Annotated in this window: 14 protein-coding genes; all 14 read right to left on the bottom strand. The window is 38.3% G+C overall.

Annotated features, from left to right (window positions below; all coding sequences use genetic code 11):
* Positions 1-206 precede the first annotated feature (206 nt).
* Entirely contained in the window at positions 207-911 is a 705-nt protein-coding gene (locus DNK84_RS08030; protein ID WP_119344030.1) for a restriction endonuclease subunit S, read from the bottom strand.
* Positions 904-1,881 carry a virulence protein RhuM/Fic/DOC family protein gene (gene rhuM / locus DNK84_RS08025; protein ID WP_119344029.1) on the bottom strand — a complete coding sequence of 326 codons (978 nt, stop codon included), beginning with the start codon at positions 1,879-1,881 and terminating at the stop codon, positions 904-906. The genes DNK84_RS08030 and rhuM overlap by 8 nt, the downstream gene beginning before the upstream one ends.
* Positions 1,882-2,145: 264 nt before the next feature.
* A complete protein-coding gene (locus tag DNK84_RS08020) occupies positions 2,146-3,579 on the bottom strand; it encodes an RNA-binding domain-containing protein (RefSeq protein WP_208123282.1) in 1,434 nt (477 codons plus the stop codon).
* A complete protein-coding gene (locus DNK84_RS08015) occupies positions 3,554-3,784 on the bottom strand; it encodes a hypothetical protein (RefSeq protein ID WP_208123281.1) in 231 nt (76 codons plus the stop codon). The genes DNK84_RS08020 and DNK84_RS08015 overlap by 26 nt, the downstream gene beginning before the upstream one ends.
* 207 nt (positions 3,785-3,991) lie before the next feature.
* Positions 3,992-5,521, bottom strand: coding sequence for a class I SAM-dependent DNA methyltransferase (locus DNK84_RS08010; RefSeq protein WP_119344028.1), 1,530 nt, complete (start codon positions 5,519-5,521; stop codon positions 3,992-3,994).
* 148 nt (positions 5,522-5,669) lie between these two features.
* Positions 5,670-7,577 carry a protein-disulfide reductase DsbD gene (gene dsbD, locus DNK84_RS08005; protein WP_119344027.1) on the bottom strand — a complete coding sequence of 636 codons (1,908 nt, stop codon included), beginning with the start codon at positions 7,575-7,577 and terminating at the stop codon, positions 5,670-5,672.
* 71 nt (positions 7,578-7,648) lie between these two features.
* Positions 7,649-7,987 carry a hypothetical protein gene (locus DNK84_RS08000; RefSeq protein WP_119344026.1) on the bottom strand — a complete coding sequence of 113 codons (339 nt, stop codon included), beginning with the start codon at positions 7,985-7,987 and terminating at the stop codon, positions 7,649-7,651.
* A gap of 139 nt (positions 7,988-8,126) precedes the next feature.
* Positions 8,127-9,614, bottom strand: a complete 1,488-nt coding sequence (locus DNK84_RS07995; RefSeq protein ID WP_119344025.1) for a CoA-acylating methylmalonate-semialdehyde dehydrogenase — start codon at positions 9,612-9,614, stop codon at positions 8,127-8,129.
* A gap of 19 nt (positions 9,615-9,633) precedes the next feature.
* Entirely contained in the window at positions 9,634-10,656 is a 1,023-nt protein-coding gene (locus tag DNK84_RS07990) for a Gfo/Idh/MocA family protein (RefSeq protein WP_119344024.1), read from the bottom strand.
* Positions 10,657-10,665: 9 nt separating this feature from the next.
* Complete coding sequence (gene iolE / locus DNK84_RS07985) at positions 10,666-11,565, bottom strand: myo-inosose-2 dehydratase (protein ID WP_162902310.1); 900 nt, start codon at positions 11,563-11,565, stop codon at positions 10,666-10,668.
* A 19-nt stretch (positions 11,566-11,584) separates the two neighbouring features.
* Positions 11,585-13,453 carry a 3D-(3,5/4)-trihydroxycyclohexane-1,2-dione acylhydrolase (decyclizing) gene (iolD, locus tag DNK84_RS07980; RefSeq protein WP_119344022.1) on the bottom strand — a complete coding sequence of 623 codons (1,869 nt, stop codon included), beginning with the start codon at positions 13,451-13,453 and terminating at the stop codon, positions 11,585-11,587.
* 9 nt (positions 13,454-13,462) lie between these two features.
* On the bottom strand, positions 13,463-14,290 hold the full coding sequence (locus tag DNK84_RS07975) for a 5-deoxy-glucuronate isomerase (RefSeq protein ID WP_119344021.1): 828 nt from the start codon (positions 14,288-14,290) through the stop codon (positions 13,463-13,465).
* Positions 14,278-16,245, bottom strand: a complete 1,968-nt coding sequence (iolC, locus tag DNK84_RS07970) for a 5-dehydro-2-deoxygluconokinase (protein WP_119344020.1) — start codon at positions 16,243-16,245, stop codon at positions 14,278-14,280. The genes DNK84_RS07975 and iolC overlap by 13 nt, the downstream gene beginning before the upstream one ends.
* Before the next feature lie 5 nt (positions 16,246-16,250).
* On the bottom strand, positions 16,251-17,245 hold a 995-nt coding region (iolG, locus tag DNK84_RS07965; protein ID WP_119344019.1), incomplete at its 5' end, for an inositol 2-dehydrogenase.

The raw sequence follows: 17,245 nt of genomic DNA, 5'->3' as shown, positions 1-17,245 counted from the left end.
TGACGTAAGATATGTGTTTGATCGTATTGGCAGTGCCAGATCTGACCGAGATTATGAACAGCTGACACCAAAGTTTGCCCAGCAGCATGTCGCTAAACTTAAACCGGACAAACAAAGCAAACCGAAGGAAACCAAAACAGAAGCACCTGTTTTTTCAAAAAATGGCTGATAGGTCCTATAGGGGAAGTGTGCCCTTTATGGAGCGGTTACGTAACTAACGCATTTCTAGATTCCATTAATTCACTACTTTTATATGTATATCCATTTATACACTTTACATAGTCTCCAAGCCTAACTTCCCCCCACCCCTCATCAGCTTTTTCAATAAACCACTCTCTAAATAGAGTTTGTGCCATATCTTCTAGGGTTTGGTTTTGTTTGTGGAGTAAGTCAATTTTATCATCAAGACTAGATAGCACTTCGACTATGGCTTTTTGTTCGGCGAGTGGCGGAAAGCTAACAGGCATATTTTTAAGAACAGATGCTTTTATACCAAAAACAGTTGTACCAGAAGCCCTAGAGTCAAGTTCATATTGCCCCTGTTCACTTTGAAGATAATATTTTAAGAATATATTGTCCATAATATCAGGATAACATCTCATAGTTATTATTCTTTGAGCTAATGCAACATTACTATCCTTAATTAAGGCAACCTCTCCTAAAGGGGCTTCCGTAGTTAACACCACGTCATTAATTCTAGGAAATCCCCTAGTCATCCATGATTTATAACCATTATTATGAATAAACTCATTCGGCTCTAATATCTTACCATTTTTAACTACTTTTGCTGTAATTAGGGGTACACCAAATAATGTTTTCTTAGGAGTTTTTCCTCTATAATCTATAAAGCTCTCTACTACTTCGCATAAAGCTTTAGTACTCCAGCCCTTTGGTAATTCTGAATTACTCATTCGCCTCTCCCTCATATAGCATATTCATTACTAGTTTAATTATGATCTCTTTTTGACTTGGGGCAGATTGCGCCACCAGTAGAGCTATAGAAGCTAGAGCATTGTCATTTATTTTAGTCTCGCCATTTGGTTTATATAAAATTCCATTCTTGTGCAAGAATAATATAAAAAGATAAGCACCTATGCGTTTGTTACCATCATTAAATGGATGCCCTTTGATAATGTAATATAATAAATTTGCAGCCTTTGCCTCAACTGATGGCAAAAGATCTTCGCCTGCAAAGCTTTGATAGATATTACGTAAATTACCCTTTAGCTCGCCTGCTTTTTCTTGCCCAAAAAGCTCTGTAGCTTCGCCTTTGGCTATTAGTGTACTTTTTAGCTTTGCTATAGCTGCTTTAGCCTCATCATAATCAAGTATGAATTTTGATTCTTTAGTTTGTGTAATCTCTTCCAAGCTTTGATCATCATAGCCTTGTAAAAGCGCCCAACTCTTAGCATAATTAGAGGCTATTTCTACAAAGCCTTTTGCTTCATCTGTACCTATAGCATTATTTTGTAAGCTTTGTTTTATAAGCTGTATAGTTTGCTCTAGCTCTTGTAGTTTTTGTTGCTTGAGCTTGTCTTTGTTTAGTGCATAGCCTTTGATAAGGTATTCTTTTAGAACTTTATTTGCCCATTTTCTAAATTTTATAGCCTTAGATGAGCTAGTTCTATAGCCTACTGATAGTACTACATCTAAACTATAGAAGGTTACTGGTTTATCCGAATTTGCAATATGCATTTTTTGCATATTGCTTTTTGCATCCACTTCTTCATCTTTCAAAATATTATTAATATGACGAGAAATAACCGACTGATCTTTTTCAAAAAGCTCTACAATTTGCTTTTGACTCAACCATACTGTTTCATTTTCAAACTCTACATTTAACTCTATATTTCCATCTTCATAAATAACTATATTACTCATATATAACCTTTATTTGGTCATTCTATGGCTCGACCATAGAATCCTTTTTATATCCGTATTATCACTTTGTTTATGGATACTACGGTCGGTGCCGTAGTATGACATTTTTTATCTTATAGTGTTAGTATATATCAAGGCTTAAAATCCCTACAGTTTTATTAAACCATTACAATACTTAGCTAGTGCCAAATTCCCCTCCGCTGGAGGGGTGCCGACTTGTCGGTGGGGTGGTCTTATCCCTCTACTATTTTTATCTTCGCTAGATTACTCATTAGTCTCTCTTTTTAATACATAGTGTGTACTTCTGCCTTGACCATTTCTTATAATAAGATTTTTTTCTACTAAACTATTGAGCGTTTCGTAAGTTTTTGTATTTTTTAGTCCAATCAATGTCGTAGCTTCTTTTCTTGATATCATTTTATTATCCAAAAGATAAAGTAATATATCTTGCTCTTCTTTTGTTAATTGTTCGCAATCGTTCGCAATCGTTCGTAATCGTTCGTAATCGTTCTTGTGCGGTGCTTCAAAAGCAATATCCAATACTTTATTAGCTGTATTCGGCCGGAAAAATTCCACATCTACAAAATCATTTTGTTCTTCAATTTTTGGTTCTTTTAAAGAATTTGTTTCACAGATTTTTTTAATTCTGTTTATACCGCTTCCCCATTGCTCGATAAGTCCTAGCTCTTTGAATATATTTGCTACTACTTTATTTCTTGCTTCACTTCTGCCATTTGCAATATCTGTAGCTGTTATGGTATTTGGAAAGCTTCCTGGGGAGACTATATTTACTATATCATCATAGATACCCACCTTTATATCTCTGCCTTTATTAATGTAGTCTCTATGAATTAGGGCGTTTATAAGCGCTTCTCTTAAAGCCACCTCTGGTATCTCATAGGTATCTGTTCTATAAAGCCCTTTTATCTCGCCTCTTAGGTTTATATGGTTCAAGATAAAATTTTGAGTGTTTTCAAGTATGGTAAATATATCTCCTTTGTACTCTTTCTTATCGATAAAAAGCTCCATAGTCACACCTTTGAACCTTGCACATTTCACCGTGCAGTTTTCAAAATATCCTAAAATGATCAAAAGTGCATTTGTGGGGTATGTTGTGCCATGTTTAGATTTAAGAAGTTTTAGATTATGTAGTTTTTGCTCATCAAGAGGCTTGCCTAACTTTGCAAATCTTTCATACAGTGGTTTTAAATCTAATGTATCAAGGCTTACATCATAACTTATCTCTTCATCATAGCTAATATGTCTTTTTTGTCTTTCAAGCTCTACAATGTTTTCATATTCAGCTTTTCTATTTGTAGCACCAACTCTTATATAAGTACCATTGTTTTTGCCATCTTTTTTCAAAAAATACGGTAGTAAATTTCCCCTAAATATTTCTACGACTAACAATAACTTACCATCATAATTTACAGTATATATTTCTGGCAAAATATTCGGTGAGCAATTATCAAATATAATCGACGCTATTTTATCCTGCAAATCAAAAATATTAGCATCATCAATACCGATTATTTGCCTATCATCAGATACGCCTATCACTAGTTTACCACCACTACTATTTGAAAATGCTATGGCTGTTTTGGCTATTTTATCACTACTAGGGAGCTCTCGCTTAAACTCTAATGTTTTGCTTTCACCAAGTTTTATTTCATCAAACAAATTCATTTTTTGTTCCATCTTTTGCAACCTGTTCCAAAATGGAACAAGTTGAATTTTTATCTAATTCATCACTTTTATAAATATTGCCTATATGCTTAACTATCGCTGGGCGATTTACACCAAATATAGATGCTATATCATCAGCATTTAGCCAAATCGTTTTATCCTCTATAGGTAACTCTAGTTTGACATTACCATCATCATAAATAACTATATCACTCATAACTAACCTTTAGTTATTCTATGGCTTACTTCGGCTGACACTCAGCACAGGCAACCATAGAATCCATTTATATCTTTTAAAACTACGCCGTCTTGATTCGCAATCCACCCCTTCCTACCGAAGGGGAATAACCTAAATTTTAGCTAGTACCAAATTCCCCTTCAAACATTGAAGGGGTGGCAGTCGCTAGACTGTCGGGGTAGTATTTTATTCATCCGCTATTTTTATCTTTGCCAAATTATCCATGATCCTTTGGTTTAGGGCTTCTTCTTGTTGCATTTGCTCTGCTAATTGAGCTTTGAGACTTGCAAATCTCTCTGCAAAATTAAAATCATCTTCAACCTCTTCTAGCCCAACATATCTACCCGGTGTTAGTACATAGTTTAGCTTTGCTACCTCTTCGTAACTTGCAGATTTACAAAAACCTTTAATATCTTCATAGTCCTTACCAATTTTCCAGTTATGATATGTTTGTGCTATTTCTGTAATATCATCATCACTAAACGCTTTAGTTCTACGATTGATTAAATGCCCTTTATTTCTCGCATCTATAAAGAGTATATCTTTTGTCTTACGACCTCTTTTGATAAACCATAGCGATGCTGGGATTTGCGTATTCAAGAATAACTTCGCAGGTAAATTTACGATACAATCAACCAAATTTGCTTCAACTAAAGCTTTGCGAATATCACCCTCACCTGAGGTGTTTGATGTCAACGCTCCTTTTGCTAATACAAAACCAGCTACTCCAGTAGGTGCTAGATGGTATAAGAAGTGCTGTATCCAAGCATAGTTAGCATTACCAGCTGGTGGTGTACCATATTGCCACCTGGCATCATTTCTTAAAAGCTCACCACTCCAATCAGATACATTAAACGGTGGATTAGCTATGATATAGTCGGCTTTTAAGTCTTTATGCGCATCATTTAAAAATGAGCCTTCTGAATTCCATTTGACTTGCGAGCTATCTATTCCTCGTATTGCTAGGTTCATCTTACACAGCCGCCAGGTCGTTTGGTTTGATTCTTGCCCATAGATAGAAATATCATTAATTTTCCCCTGATGGGATTCAATAAATTTTTCTGACTGCACAAACATACCGCCAGAACCACAACAAGGATCAAATACACGACCCTTGTATGGTTCTAGCATTTGCACTAAAAGCTCAACAACAGATTTTGGCGTATAGAACTGCCCACCTTGCTTGCCTTCCGCCAGGGCAAATTCACCTAAAAAATATTCAAACACATGACCTAAAACATCGGCACTACGACTTTGTGTATCACCAATTGAGATATTACCGATTATATCAATTAGCTCACCTAGTGTTGTCGAGTTAAGATTATCGCGCGCATAAACTTTCGGTAATACGCCTTTTAGCGAATTGTTTTCCTTCTCGATTTCATCCATTGCCTCATCGACCAGCTTGCCAATCCCTGGTAGCTTAGCATTTGCTAAAAGGTGTGACCATCGCGCCTTAGTAGGTACAAAGAAAATGTTTGATTCTAAATATTCGTCTTTATCCTCTGGATCCGCCCACTCCTCACTTTGTAATTCAGTGTAGCGTTTCTCAAAACTATCTGAGATATATTTTAGAAAAACCAGCCCCAGCACAACGTGCTTATACTCTGCCGCATCAATATTTTTTCTAAGCTTATCGGCAGCTTTCCAAAGGGTAACTTCTATTGATTCTATATCCGTTTTTTGCGCTTTTTTTGTATTTGGTGATTTTGTCATTTTTTATCATCAATAAGATAACATAAACCAGATTTTATCAAAAAAAAACTGCTTATTCTGTATCAGCAGCCATTTTAGCATGACAAATACGACCATGTGTCTGTTTTGAAGCTACTGGTTTACCAAAAAAGTTGTGCAAAAACCATTTTTAGATCGACCCCATCAGCTCTTTAGCATCGACTTTGCCAACGAATTTGTGTTCTTCTTTTCCTTGATGATTAAAAATAATCACACTTGGCGGACCAAACAGCTGATACTGCTTTAAAAGCTGGCTACTATTGTTTCCTACTTGTGTGACATTGGCCTGGATTAAAGTATAACCTTTAAGCTTATTGATCACATCAGGGTCAGAGAAAGTTGTGTGCTTCATATACTGGCAATCTAAACACCAGTTTGCATAATAATCCACTAAGACAGGTTTACCTTTTGCTTTGGCTGCTTTTAACGCCTCATCCAACTGCTTTGTATTGGTGACTTGTGTGAATTGCAACATAGGGGCTGCACCCTCATTGTAACTTGCTAATGGCGCAACAACACTGGCATTGCCCATTAAAAAGCCGATAAAAAGTGTACTGCCATAGATTAAAAACACATAGGCAAAGAATTGCCTTATTTTCGCCCATAGCGTTTTGATTGAAAAACTAAATGCGCCTAAGTATACGGCAAATCCCAGCACTAAAAGACCAGTCAAAAGCAATGTAAACTTGGCCGGTATAATCTTGGATAACATATACACCGCCAGGCCAAGCAGCATAAACCCTGAAATATGTTTAACTGCATACATCCAATTCCCGGCTTTAGGTAATAAAGAACCACTGGTTGTCCCAACAATTAAAATTGGCACCCCCATGCCTAAACCTAACGCAAATAAAATCAAACCACCATAAAAAGCATTGCCGGTATAGCTGATATAAGCCAATACTGCGACCAAAGGTGCTGTGACACAAGTTGATACGATAAGTGTCGATAACACCCCCATCACAAAAACACCAATATAAGTTCCCCCTTTTTGTTTATTGCTTAGGTTATTGACCGAGCTTAAGATAAATGAAGGCACTTTTAATTCAAACGCACCAAACATCGCCACAGCCATGATAATAAACAGCAGCGCCATGGCACCAATTGCCCAAGGCGTTTGTAAAACATTTTGAATACCACCACCAAAAATACCCGCTAAAACACCAACAACAGCATAAGTGATAGACATCCCTAATACATATGAAAATGAGATACTAAAAGCTTTTGTTGTTGTTATTTGTTTTTGTCCTGTAACAATGCTTGAAATAATCGGCAACAGTGGCAATACACAAGGGGTAAAAGTCAATAAAAGACCAATGCCAAAAAAGATCAAAAAAGCCCAGATTATATTGGTATGCTGTAAGAAACTTGCATAATCATTATCGGTATTGGGACTTGCATTTGACACATCAAATTTGTTTTGAATTGCTTTGGGTATTGGCCCATCATACACTTGCCCTTGATAGGTTTTACCTGCTTGTGATAGATCAACCATAAATTTCTGCTGTACTGGTGCAAAACAAACGCCTTTTTCTGAGCACCCTTGATACGCAACAACCAAAGGTATTGTCGTACTTTTTGCTTTATTATCAAGTGCCAATTTGACGCTCACATGGTGGGTATAAATTTTTACCCGACCATAAAAGGGGTCGTTTTTTATATGATAACTTTTAGGGAAAAACGCCTGTGCCACGTCTATTTTATGCGGTGACATGCTGTAAAAACTAAAATTCTTTAGATATAAATAATTACCTGGCAAAATTTGCCAGCTGGCCATTAGCGTATTTTCATCAATGACTTTGATTTGCAATTGAAAGTTTTGATCAACGTTATCATAGCTTTTGATACTGGTATCCGCTAAACTCATCGACCCTGGCACAATCGTGTCAATAATGCTATCGGCACTTGCATTTTGATGGCTGACTGTTGCAAAAACAGCTTGAGCTGCCAAAAAGCTCATACCAATAAAGATAAAAAAATAAAATCGACGTAAATAATTATAAAATAATATTAATATCTGTAATATACACTTCTTCATTATGCTTTCTCTAACATCTGGTAAACAATTGAAAATAAGCCTGGTTACTTACTTTCACCATATTAAGTTTTCTAAAGACGAAAAGCATATCTTGGCGGTCGATAAATACGATCTACGATCACAAACGTCAGCCAGGCAAAAATTTGTGCCAACATAACGCCAATAACCGGGGTGTAAATATTGGTAAGTTTTTGTAATCGCGCTAAAAATGCCGCAGCACAAACATTTCCTGCACTATTTGACGAACTTGCTGATGCACTACTTGTACCACTTGAGCTACAACTTCGACTGAGATTTACCTGATTAACCGCAATGGTAAAATCGGTTGAAGGCAACAAAGAAAGGGCAGTGCTAAAGGCTAAAACCAATAGCAAAAACTTTAATAGAACTTCTCTGCCTGCCCGTTTCATATTGTTTATTATCTAGCATCGATCATTTATTGAACTTGATGTCCAAGTTTATCATGAGATCGCTTTGACAACAACAAAACAATTGAAATCATTCGATTTGTTATTGATCAGCTGTTGCCACAGGTATTCTAAGACTGCTTCACTGCAATGTTGGCATCGATAATTGATTTGTTAAATCTGAATCACCATCATGCCAACGTGTCGTAATCGTCTTTAAACGTGTATAGAAATGAATCCCTTCAGGCCCGTGTACATGCGTATCACCAAATAAAGAACTCTTCCAGCCACCAAAACTATGAAATGCCATTGGCACGGGAATTGGCACATTCACACCCACCATACCAATTTCAATTTCATCCGTATAAACTCTCGCATTTGCTCCATTATTGGTATAAATCGTTGCACCATTGGCAAATGAATTTTGATTGATAAGATCAATCGCTTCTTGCAACGTTTTTACACGAACAACACAAAGTACCGGGCCGAAAATTTCTTCTTGATAAATGGTCATTTCAGGTGTGACATGATCAAATAAGGCTGGTCCGACAAAAAAGCCGTCCTCATGTCCAGGATAAGTAAAACTTCTTCCATCTTTGATAAGCGTTGCGCCTTGCTCAATACCAAGATCAATATAATTGATGATCCGCTTGCGATGCTCAGCGGTAATGACAGGCCCCATATCTGCATCAGCCACATCACCTGGCGCCACTTTTAATTGCTCTATTTTTTCACTTAATTTTTGCACAAGCTTATCTGCAGTTGCATCACCAACCGCTACTGCCACAGAAATTGCCATACAACGCTCACCAGCTGAACCAAATGCTGCACCAATCAAGCCATTCACTGCATTATCCATATTCGCATCAGGCATAACCGTGCAATGGTTTTTTGCACCACCTAGCGCCTGGACACGTTTGCCATTTTTCGCTGCTGTTTCATAAATATATTTAGCAATTGGTGTAGAGCCAACAAAGCTTACTGCCGCAACATCTGGATGTTGAATAAGCGTATCAACAACTGTTTTATCTCCATTAATCACCTGCAACACATCCTCTGGCAATCCTGCTTCATACATCAACTCAACAATGCGCATCGTCACAGAAGGGTCACGCTCTGATGGTTTTAGCACAAAAGTATTACCACAAGCCAAAGCAATCGGAAACATCCACATAGGCACCATCATTGGAAAATTAAAAGGCGTAATGCCAACACAAACACCAACAGATTGGCGAATGCCATAACTGTCAATTGCACTTGAGACTTGATGTGAATGCTCACCCTTTAGCAAATGTGGAATACCACAAGCAAATTCAACAATCTCAATACCTCGTTGCACCTCACCTAAGGCATCGGCATGAACCTTACCATGCTCAAGTGTAATAAGCTTTGCCAATGCTTCTTTATGCTGATTAAGCAGCTCATTATACTTAAACAAAATACGCGCACGCTTTAAAGGACTTAATTTTCTCCATCCCTTTAAAGCTGCCTTTGCTTTAGCAACTGCTTTTTTAGCATCATTCTCTGAACCAAGCGTAATTTCTTTAATCACCTGACCTGTGGCAGGATTATAAATTGCTTGCGTTTTGGTTTGTGTTTTCACAGGCTCTTTTAATATTTCTTCAATCATAACTAATTTCTCCTAACGCTTATGCCGGTATAGCCAATTGTGATGTATCAGCATGTTTTAAGATAACACATTGCTTATTATTATAAGCCGTCTGAACAGCGGTTGCGATCTCAACAGAATAGATCATATCATCAATGCCAACTGGTGAACTTGAACGATCATGTAAATAATCAATAAACGCGGTAAATTCATTTAAATATGCTTCCTTATAACGTTCCACAAAGCTCCAATAAGGCAATTCTAACTGATTTTGTGTTTTTGCTGACAAGCAACTTGTTTTCGTTTGATTGATATTATCAACCAACACCATTCCTTTATCACCCAGGACTTCTATACGTTGATCATAACCACAATTGGTTTCTCTTGAGGCATCAATCATTACCAAAGCACCACTTTTAAGCTTTAAGGTAATCAAAGTTGTATCAATATCATTTAACTCCTTAAGCGAAGGCTCCACCAACGCCTCACCCATTGCATAAACTTCGACAACCTCTTCATTTGCCAAAAACCGCACCATATCAAAATCATGCGTATTGAAGTCAAAAAACAGACCACCTGATTTACCAACAAATTTTAAATCAGGTCGCTTAGGATCACGATTGGTAATTTGAATCATTTGGATTTGACCGATCACCCCTTCATCAATTGCCTTTTTTAACGCCAAAAAATCCGGATCAAAACGGCGGTTCAACCCCACCTGGAACTTGATTCCTGCATCTTGTATCTTTTGCTTTAATTGTCTTAGCTTCGCAACATCAAAAGAGATCGGTTTTTCACAAAACACGTGTTTTTTGTACTGGACTGCTTTTTCAATCAGTTCAATGTGCGCACTGGATGATGCAGCAATAATACAAGCATCTAATGTTTTATCAGATAACACCACATCAATCTGTGCTGTTTTTTGCACTAAAGCCTCTGGATAATCCTGCGGCTGCGCATAATCATCAACGATGTATTTCACTTTAATATCAGGTATCTGCTTTAAGTTTTTATAATGCATTTTACCAATACGGCCACAGCCAATTAATGCCACTTGTTTCATCTTAACTCCTTAAAGCCCTGTTTTTTCTTTGATAAATTCACGCGCCTTTGTGGCATAATCCAATGGAACTGCCTTATTGGGATCCTGCTCAGCTTCGACCACAAACCAACCCTGGTAATTCAATTGACTGAGTTTGTCAAAAATAATATCAAAGTCAATATTACCGTCACCAGGCACCGTAAATATACCTTGTTTCACACCTTGCATAAAAGTTAACTGATCACGCTTAACTTCTGCAAGTACGCCATCACGCACATCTTTTAGATGCACCTGATTAATCCTTTGCCCATATTTATCCAACAGTCTCACAGGATCAACACCTGCAGCATAAGCATGCCCCGTATCAAGCAGTAATCCAACAAGTGTTGGCGCCGTATTAGCCATTAAATAGTCTATTTCATCTTCATTTTGTACTGCGGTACCTAAATGATAGTGATAGGATATCTTCATACCATGATCATATGCAATACGTCCAAGCTCATGCAACCCATTAATCAAAAGCTTCCATTGCTTTTGTGTCAACGTCGGTTTTTTCCCGCTAAAAAGCGCATGATCGCTTTGTTGAATACAATGGCCACATTCACAAAGATTAATCACATCTGCCCCAACTGCCTTCATAAAAGACAAATGATGCATGAAATTCTCCAGTGTCTCCTGATAACGGCCTTCTTCAGTAAAATAGGTACTCATCCAGGCACTGGATACCTGTAGGTTATAAGGGGCTAAGGCTTGAAGCAATGCTCCTGGCTCTTTAGGATACTTATTGCCAACTTCCGTACCCACATACCCTGCTTGTTTCATCTCTTGAATACATTGCTCAAAGCTTATGTGACCACCTAACTTTGGATCATCGTCATTGCTCCAGTTAATCGGTGCTGCACCGATTTTTACATTTTTAAACTTCAACATCATATCGCTCCTTTTCACCTTAATATTGTCGTGCTTTTTTCACTTCTTCATGCATTTTCTGGAAAGCTTCTGTCACCGCTTTGGATTTTGAAACTTCAGCCACACCAACACGCCACCAGGATTCATATCCATGACTCATTGTTTTTGGTGAGACTTTTGTTTCAATCAAGGTAACGCTGTCATAATCTTGTGCTTTAATAAGCGCTGTTTTTAAATCAGCTACCGTATTTGCTTTTAAGGCTTTTGCACCTAGACTTTCAGCATATTTTGCAAAATCGATCGGGAGTGTCTTTCCTTGATATTCTCCATTTTTATCTCTAAAGCGAAGTTCCGTGCAAAACCCTTGACTGCCATTGCCAACCTGCAGGTTATTAATACAGTGAAAACCACTATTATCAACTAATACAATAGTAAATTTTTTACGCTCTTGAAGTGCTGTAACAAGCTCAGAGTGCAGCATCAAATAGCTTCCATCACCAACGATAACAAAGGCATGACCCTGCACGCCTTCAGCTTCTTTTGCCAAGGCAACACCAAGCCCTGCAGCAACCTCATAACCCATGCATGAAAAAGCATATTCAACATGGTAATCCTTTGGCTTTTTGCTTTTCCACAATCGATGCAAATCACCTGGTAAACTGCCTGCTGCACAGATGATTGTATCATTTTCTGTGACTGTTTCATTTAAAACCCCTAACACTTCAAGCTGGCTTAGCTTACCATCAATTGAAGGGGTATGATAAAGATGATTAACCTCTTTATCCCACTGACTTTTTTCAAACGCAACACTTTGCTGGTAATCATGGTTGGTTTGATAATCACCTAAACAGACCGATAATGCCTTTAAAGTTGCTTTTGCATCACCTTTTAGTACCAAAGCATCCATTTTATGCGCATCCATGGTATTAACATTGATCTGGATAACTTTAGCTTCTTTGTAAAGCCATTTTGATGCTGTGGTGAAATCCTGCAGACGACTTCCTACCACTAAAATCACATCCGCCTTCTTAGCTAACCGATTTGCTGACATTGTGCCAGTTGTCCCAATGCCACCTAAATTAAAAGGCATATCCCAGCAAAGCGCACTCTTACCAGCTTGCGTTTCTGCAACCGCAATTTTATGCTTTGTGGCAAAGCCTTCAAGCGTTTTTGCTGCCAAAGAATAGTGCACGCCACCACCGGCAATAATTAATGGGTTTTTAGCCGATTTTAATAGCTCGCTTGCCTTTTGGATGGCGCGATCAGGTGCAGCTTGTCGATCGATATACCATAAACGCTTTTCAAAAAAGCAGGTTGGATAATCATAGCTTTCAGATTGAACATCTTGTGGAAGACACAAAACAACTGCACCGGTTTCAGCTGGGTCTGTTAATACACGCATTGCGTTAATACAGGCATTCATCAACATTTCAGGTCGTGTGATTCTATCCCAATATTTACTTACTGGCTTGAATGCGTCATTAGCTGTAATCGTACAATCATAGGGTTGCTCAATCTGTTGTAATACAGGATCGGGTTGACGATCAGCAAAGGTATCACCTGGTAAAAGTAATAACGGAATGCGATTTGAAGTTGCCACTCCTGCCGCCGTAACCATGTTTAAAGCACCTGGACCAATGGATGAGGTGCAAGCCATAATACCAAGACGATTTCTTTGTTTGGCATAGGCGGTAGCAACATGTGCCATGCCCTGTTCATTATTCCCGCGATAGCTTTTAATGCCATAGTTATCATACTCAAGCGCTTCACCTAATCCGGTAACATTCCCATGCCCAAAAATCGTAAACATTCCTTGAACAAAAGGATACTCCTGGCCATCTAGAACAATATATTGATTGGATAGAAAACGCAGCAATGCCTGTGCTGTTGTTAATCGAATTGTTTGCATTATAAGCTCCTAAAGCAAAATATCTTCTACAGGTATCCAAACGCGCATATTGGCATTTTCAGTCCGCGCCCATTCATGCTCTTCTTTAAACGTAGGTGTGATATAAGGATCATCTTTTAAATGACGGATAAACCACAATGTATAAAGTGCATAGCCTGGTGCTGTCGTGTGTGCGTGTTCTTTTTCATCTAATATTACCATGGTGTCATTATGCTTAATCCGCTTTACCGCTTGCCCATCTTCGCCAAACCCAAATCCCTGTGGCTCAGAAAAGCGATAGTGATAAATCTCTGGTTGTTTATGAAAATGCGGTGGACAGCTTGACCAGTGGCCTGAAAAAGTAATAATCTCGCCAACAACGAGATTAGACTCAGGACGATTGCGTTTATCAAATACCGTACGCACAATTCGATACGAGGCATCTTGCAACAACCCTTTCCCTCTGCGTTCTGATTCAAGCATATTACCGCCATCAAAAACCATTGGTGTGAAATTTTGTGTGTTTTGTGTCTGCATTACCATAATTTCGCAATCGGTTAATGCCTCCACTTCAGCAGCCTCATGAGCACTTATATGTAAAACATAAGGGTTTTGATCAAAGTAGCTGGTGCGAAAAGCCTGATACTCTTTCCCCTTGGCATAATGAAAAACAATCTTGCCTGTCATCAATAAAAAGGCACTCTCTAAAGGTGAAGTTAATGAATGTTTTTCTCCTTTTTTCAATTTTAAGACACCAAAGTTCATGCCTGTTTTATAAGAATCATCCAGATAAGTAATTGCATTATAACCATATTCATATGGTTTGTTTTGTTGAATAACAGGATCTAGTTGTGACATACATCTTCTCCAATTTCTTGTTTTAATTCAGTGCTTGGCGCATTCCACATTGCCAGCACTTCTTTATATCGATTTGCAATCTGCGTGATTACTTCTTTATCGGTGATCTTTTGCTGACAATATAAAAGCCAGCTTTGCCAGAAGATACTCCGTCCAAAGGCAAAGCCATTGACAAATCGACTACGCTTTGCCAATGCAAAATCACGCCGGTAGTTCTCAAGGGGCTTTTGCCCTCCACCTAAGACAATAATTCTGGCACTATCATCATATTTATCAATCATTGCATCAATCTGTTGCCAGTCATCCACTGAGGTTACCATCTGTAACTTCCACCAAAAAGGGTATACATCATGCGCATAAACAGAATCAATTGCATCTGCAATACTTTTACCATCAATCTTATAACCATGTGGAATAATAAGCTCTAACATCAAGCGTCGCTCTAAGGATTCGCAGGCTTTGGCCAGCTCCTTAAGCTTATTCAGTTGATATTTTCTTGTTGCCTGATCCTGGCCAACATGATATTTCCACAACACCTTCACACCCCATGAAGCTGGCCTGGAATTCAAAATTGCATAAGCAGAATCATCCGTAATCCATTCGACTAAATCAATGTTTGAAGCTTCAATAGGTACCAGCGAAAAAGCATTGTCTGTTATGGCATTTTGTAATACTTCTTCACCGTACTGTGGATCACAGATAATACCAAGCTTTTGTTTCAGTTCATCATCTTTATTTTCATTGAAAATTTTATTGAAAGCCTGGTATACAAGATTTTTGTAATCAGTAATCATTTGATAATCACGGCCATATTCATCGCATGTTTTCTCAAATTGCCAGCGATGATCATAAGCTAATAACGCCAAAGGGTAATCTTTGGCCTGACCAAGATTTACCTGCTGATGTAAATAGGCCAAATGCTTATCCTGCAAAATGGTTTTACCCTGTTTTTTATAACCTTGGATAAAATACTCAAGCTCTTTCATATTTGGTATTGCTGGCGCACAGCCATGCCTTGCACAAACCAGTGCGCCACAGGCATTGGCATAAGTTAAAGACATCTGCCAGTTTTTACCACTTAATAAACCAGCCAAAAGCCCACTCATATAAGCATCGCCAGCACCTAATGTATTAAAAACATTGACAACAAAGGCAGGCACCTGAATCACTTCATCGATAGCGTAGCGATGCACCTCACTTCCTTGCAATCCAGTTTTGTAGACAATATCTGCTTTTGTATACTGATGAATCACTTTAATTGCCTGATGTGGATCATTAACACCAGCCGCAATACAAAGCTCTTCATCGGTGCCAACAATTAAATCACAATAAGGTAAGAATGCTTGATAATGCTGTGTGACCTGCACATTTTGCTTAAAGCGTGTCTGACCATCGCCAATACTGGTTAGCCCCCATAAAACAGGCCGATAATCAACATCTAAAATTACTTTCGTATTATATTTCTTGCATAGATCAAGCGCATGTCTTGTTGTATCCCGCATTGATTCTGTTGAGATCCCTGTGCCTGAAAACTGAAATGCTTTTGATCTGGCAATAAAATCTTCATTTACATGCATAGGTTTTAATTGCATGTCTGCACAATTTTCACGATAAAAAATTAATGGAAAAGTACTTGGCGGCTGCACACCTAATACCGCCAACGCTGTTAGATGTGTTGGGCTTTCAAATACCATGTCAGTATTGACATTCTCCTTTGTTAATTGCTGTTTTAAAAACTGCCCTAACGCATCACTGCCAACGCCAGAGAAAAGCGCACTTTTTAACCCAAGTCGCGCTGTGCCAACACTGATGTTTCCAGGTGAGCCTCCTAAATATTTGTTAAAACTTTGCACATCTTTTAAGCGGCTACCAACTTGTTGTGCATATAGATCAACGCCAACGCGCCCCATACAGATGAGATCATATGTTTTAGTTTTATCATCTTGAAAATACATAAGCGCTATCCCGTGACTGTTACTGGTGATTTGCTTTCAAAAGATTTCTTTGCAGCTTTAGCAATATTAACGGCTTGTAGACCATCAAAACCATTAACGACCACAGGCTTGTTATTCTCAATTGCTGAGAAAAAGGCATGAAACTGATTGATATATGCTTCTTTATAACGCTCTAGGAAAAAATTCTTCAATACAGGGGTTGAAATTCCATCTTTTGTAAAGCTTCTGATATTACTTTGCGTTTGATTATCTGCTTTTAAGCACGCATTATTTGAAAAGACCTCAACGCGCTGATCATAACCGTAGACGGCTTGCCTTGAGTTAGCAATCACACCTAATGCACCATTGGCAAATTTCAGTTGCACCATGGCTGTATCGACATCATTGTATTTTTTAAAATCAGGGTTAATCAGGCAAGATCCGGTCGCAAAAACTTCCACGACTTCACTATCAGCAAGAAAACGTGCCATATCAAAATCATGAATTGTCATGTCAAAAAACATACCACCTGAGCCTTTGACATATTCCTCTGGCGGGCAGGCAGGATCATAAGAGGTAATCCGCACAATTTGAGGTATGCCAACCTTGTCTTTAATGTCAGATTTTACTTTGGCAAAACTTGGATCAAATCGACGATTAAATCCTACCTGAAGCACGACTCCTGCCTGTTCCACAGCCACTAGTGACTGTTCGATTTCATCAGTTTCAAGCCCAACCGGTTTTTCACAAAAAATATGCTTTTTATGTGCTGCAGCTGCAATAATTTGCTTACTATGTTCACCAGAAGGCGAGCAAATGAGCACACAATCAATGTCTTGTTTTAATAGTGACTCAACAGAGTCTGCTTTCACAATATTGTTAGCAGCAAGCCAGGCATCATTCACAAATGGGTCATAAGCATGTGTGACAACATGATCGTTTAAATAGCGATGAATATTATGTACATGCACTTGCCCAATGCGCCCAGTTCCAATTAAACCTATTTGTCGAGTAGACATCT

The organism is Facilibium subflavum, assembly GCF_003574485.1.
Taxonomy (GTDB): Bacteria; Pseudomonadota; Gammaproteobacteria; order Francisellales; family Francisellaceae; genus Facilibium; species Facilibium subflavum.
This window is presented reverse-complemented; position numbering and strand designations above follow the sequence as displayed.

Excerpts from the sequence above, each read along its gene's own strand:
- DNK84_RS08030 (WP_119344030.1), bottom strand. The coding sequence starts at position 911 with ATGAGTAATTCAGAATTACCAAAGGGCTGGAGTACTAAAGCTTTATGC.
- rhuM (WP_119344029.1), bottom strand. The coding sequence starts at position 1,881 with ATGAGTAATATAGTTATTTATGAAGATGGAAATATAGAGTTAAATGTA.
- DNK84_RS08020 (WP_208123282.1), bottom strand. The coding sequence starts at position 3,579 with ATGGAACAAAAAATGAATTTGTTTGATGAAATAAAACTTGGTGAAAGC.
- DNK84_RS08015 (WP_208123281.1), bottom strand. The coding sequence starts at position 3,784 with ATGAGTGATATAGTTATTTATGATGATGGTAATGTCAAACTAGAGTTA.
- DNK84_RS08010 (WP_119344028.1), bottom strand. The coding sequence starts at position 5,521 with ATGACAAAATCACCAAATACAAAAAAAGCGCAAAAAACGGATATAGAA.
- dsbD (WP_119344027.1), bottom strand. The coding sequence starts at position 7,577 with ATGAAGAAGTGTATATTACAGATATTAATATTATTTTATAATTATTTA.
- DNK84_RS08000 (WP_119344026.1), bottom strand. The coding sequence starts at position 7,987 with ATGAAACGGGCAGGCAGAGAAGTTCTATTAAAGTTTTTGCTATTGGTT.
- DNK84_RS07995 (WP_119344025.1), bottom strand. The coding sequence starts at position 9,614 with ATGATTGAAGAAATATTAAAAGAGCCTGTGAAAACACAAACCAAAACG.
- DNK84_RS07990 (WP_119344024.1), bottom strand. The coding sequence starts at position 10,656 with ATGAAACAAGTGGCATTAATTGGCTGTGGCCGTATTGGTAAAATGCAT.
- iolE (WP_162902310.1), bottom strand. The coding sequence starts at position 11,565 with ATGTTGAAGTTTAAAAATGTAAAAATCGGTGCAGCACCGATTAACTGG.
- iolD (WP_119344022.1), bottom strand. The coding sequence starts at position 13,453 with ATGCAAACAATTCGATTAACAACAGCACAGGCATTGCTGCGTTTTCTA.
- DNK84_RS07975 (WP_119344021.1), bottom strand. The coding sequence starts at position 14,290 with ATGTCACAACTAGATCCTGTTATTCAACAAAACAAACCATATGAATAT.
- iolC (WP_119344020.1), bottom strand. The coding sequence starts at position 16,245 with ATGTATTTTCAAGATGATAAAACTAAAACATATGATCTCATCTGTATG.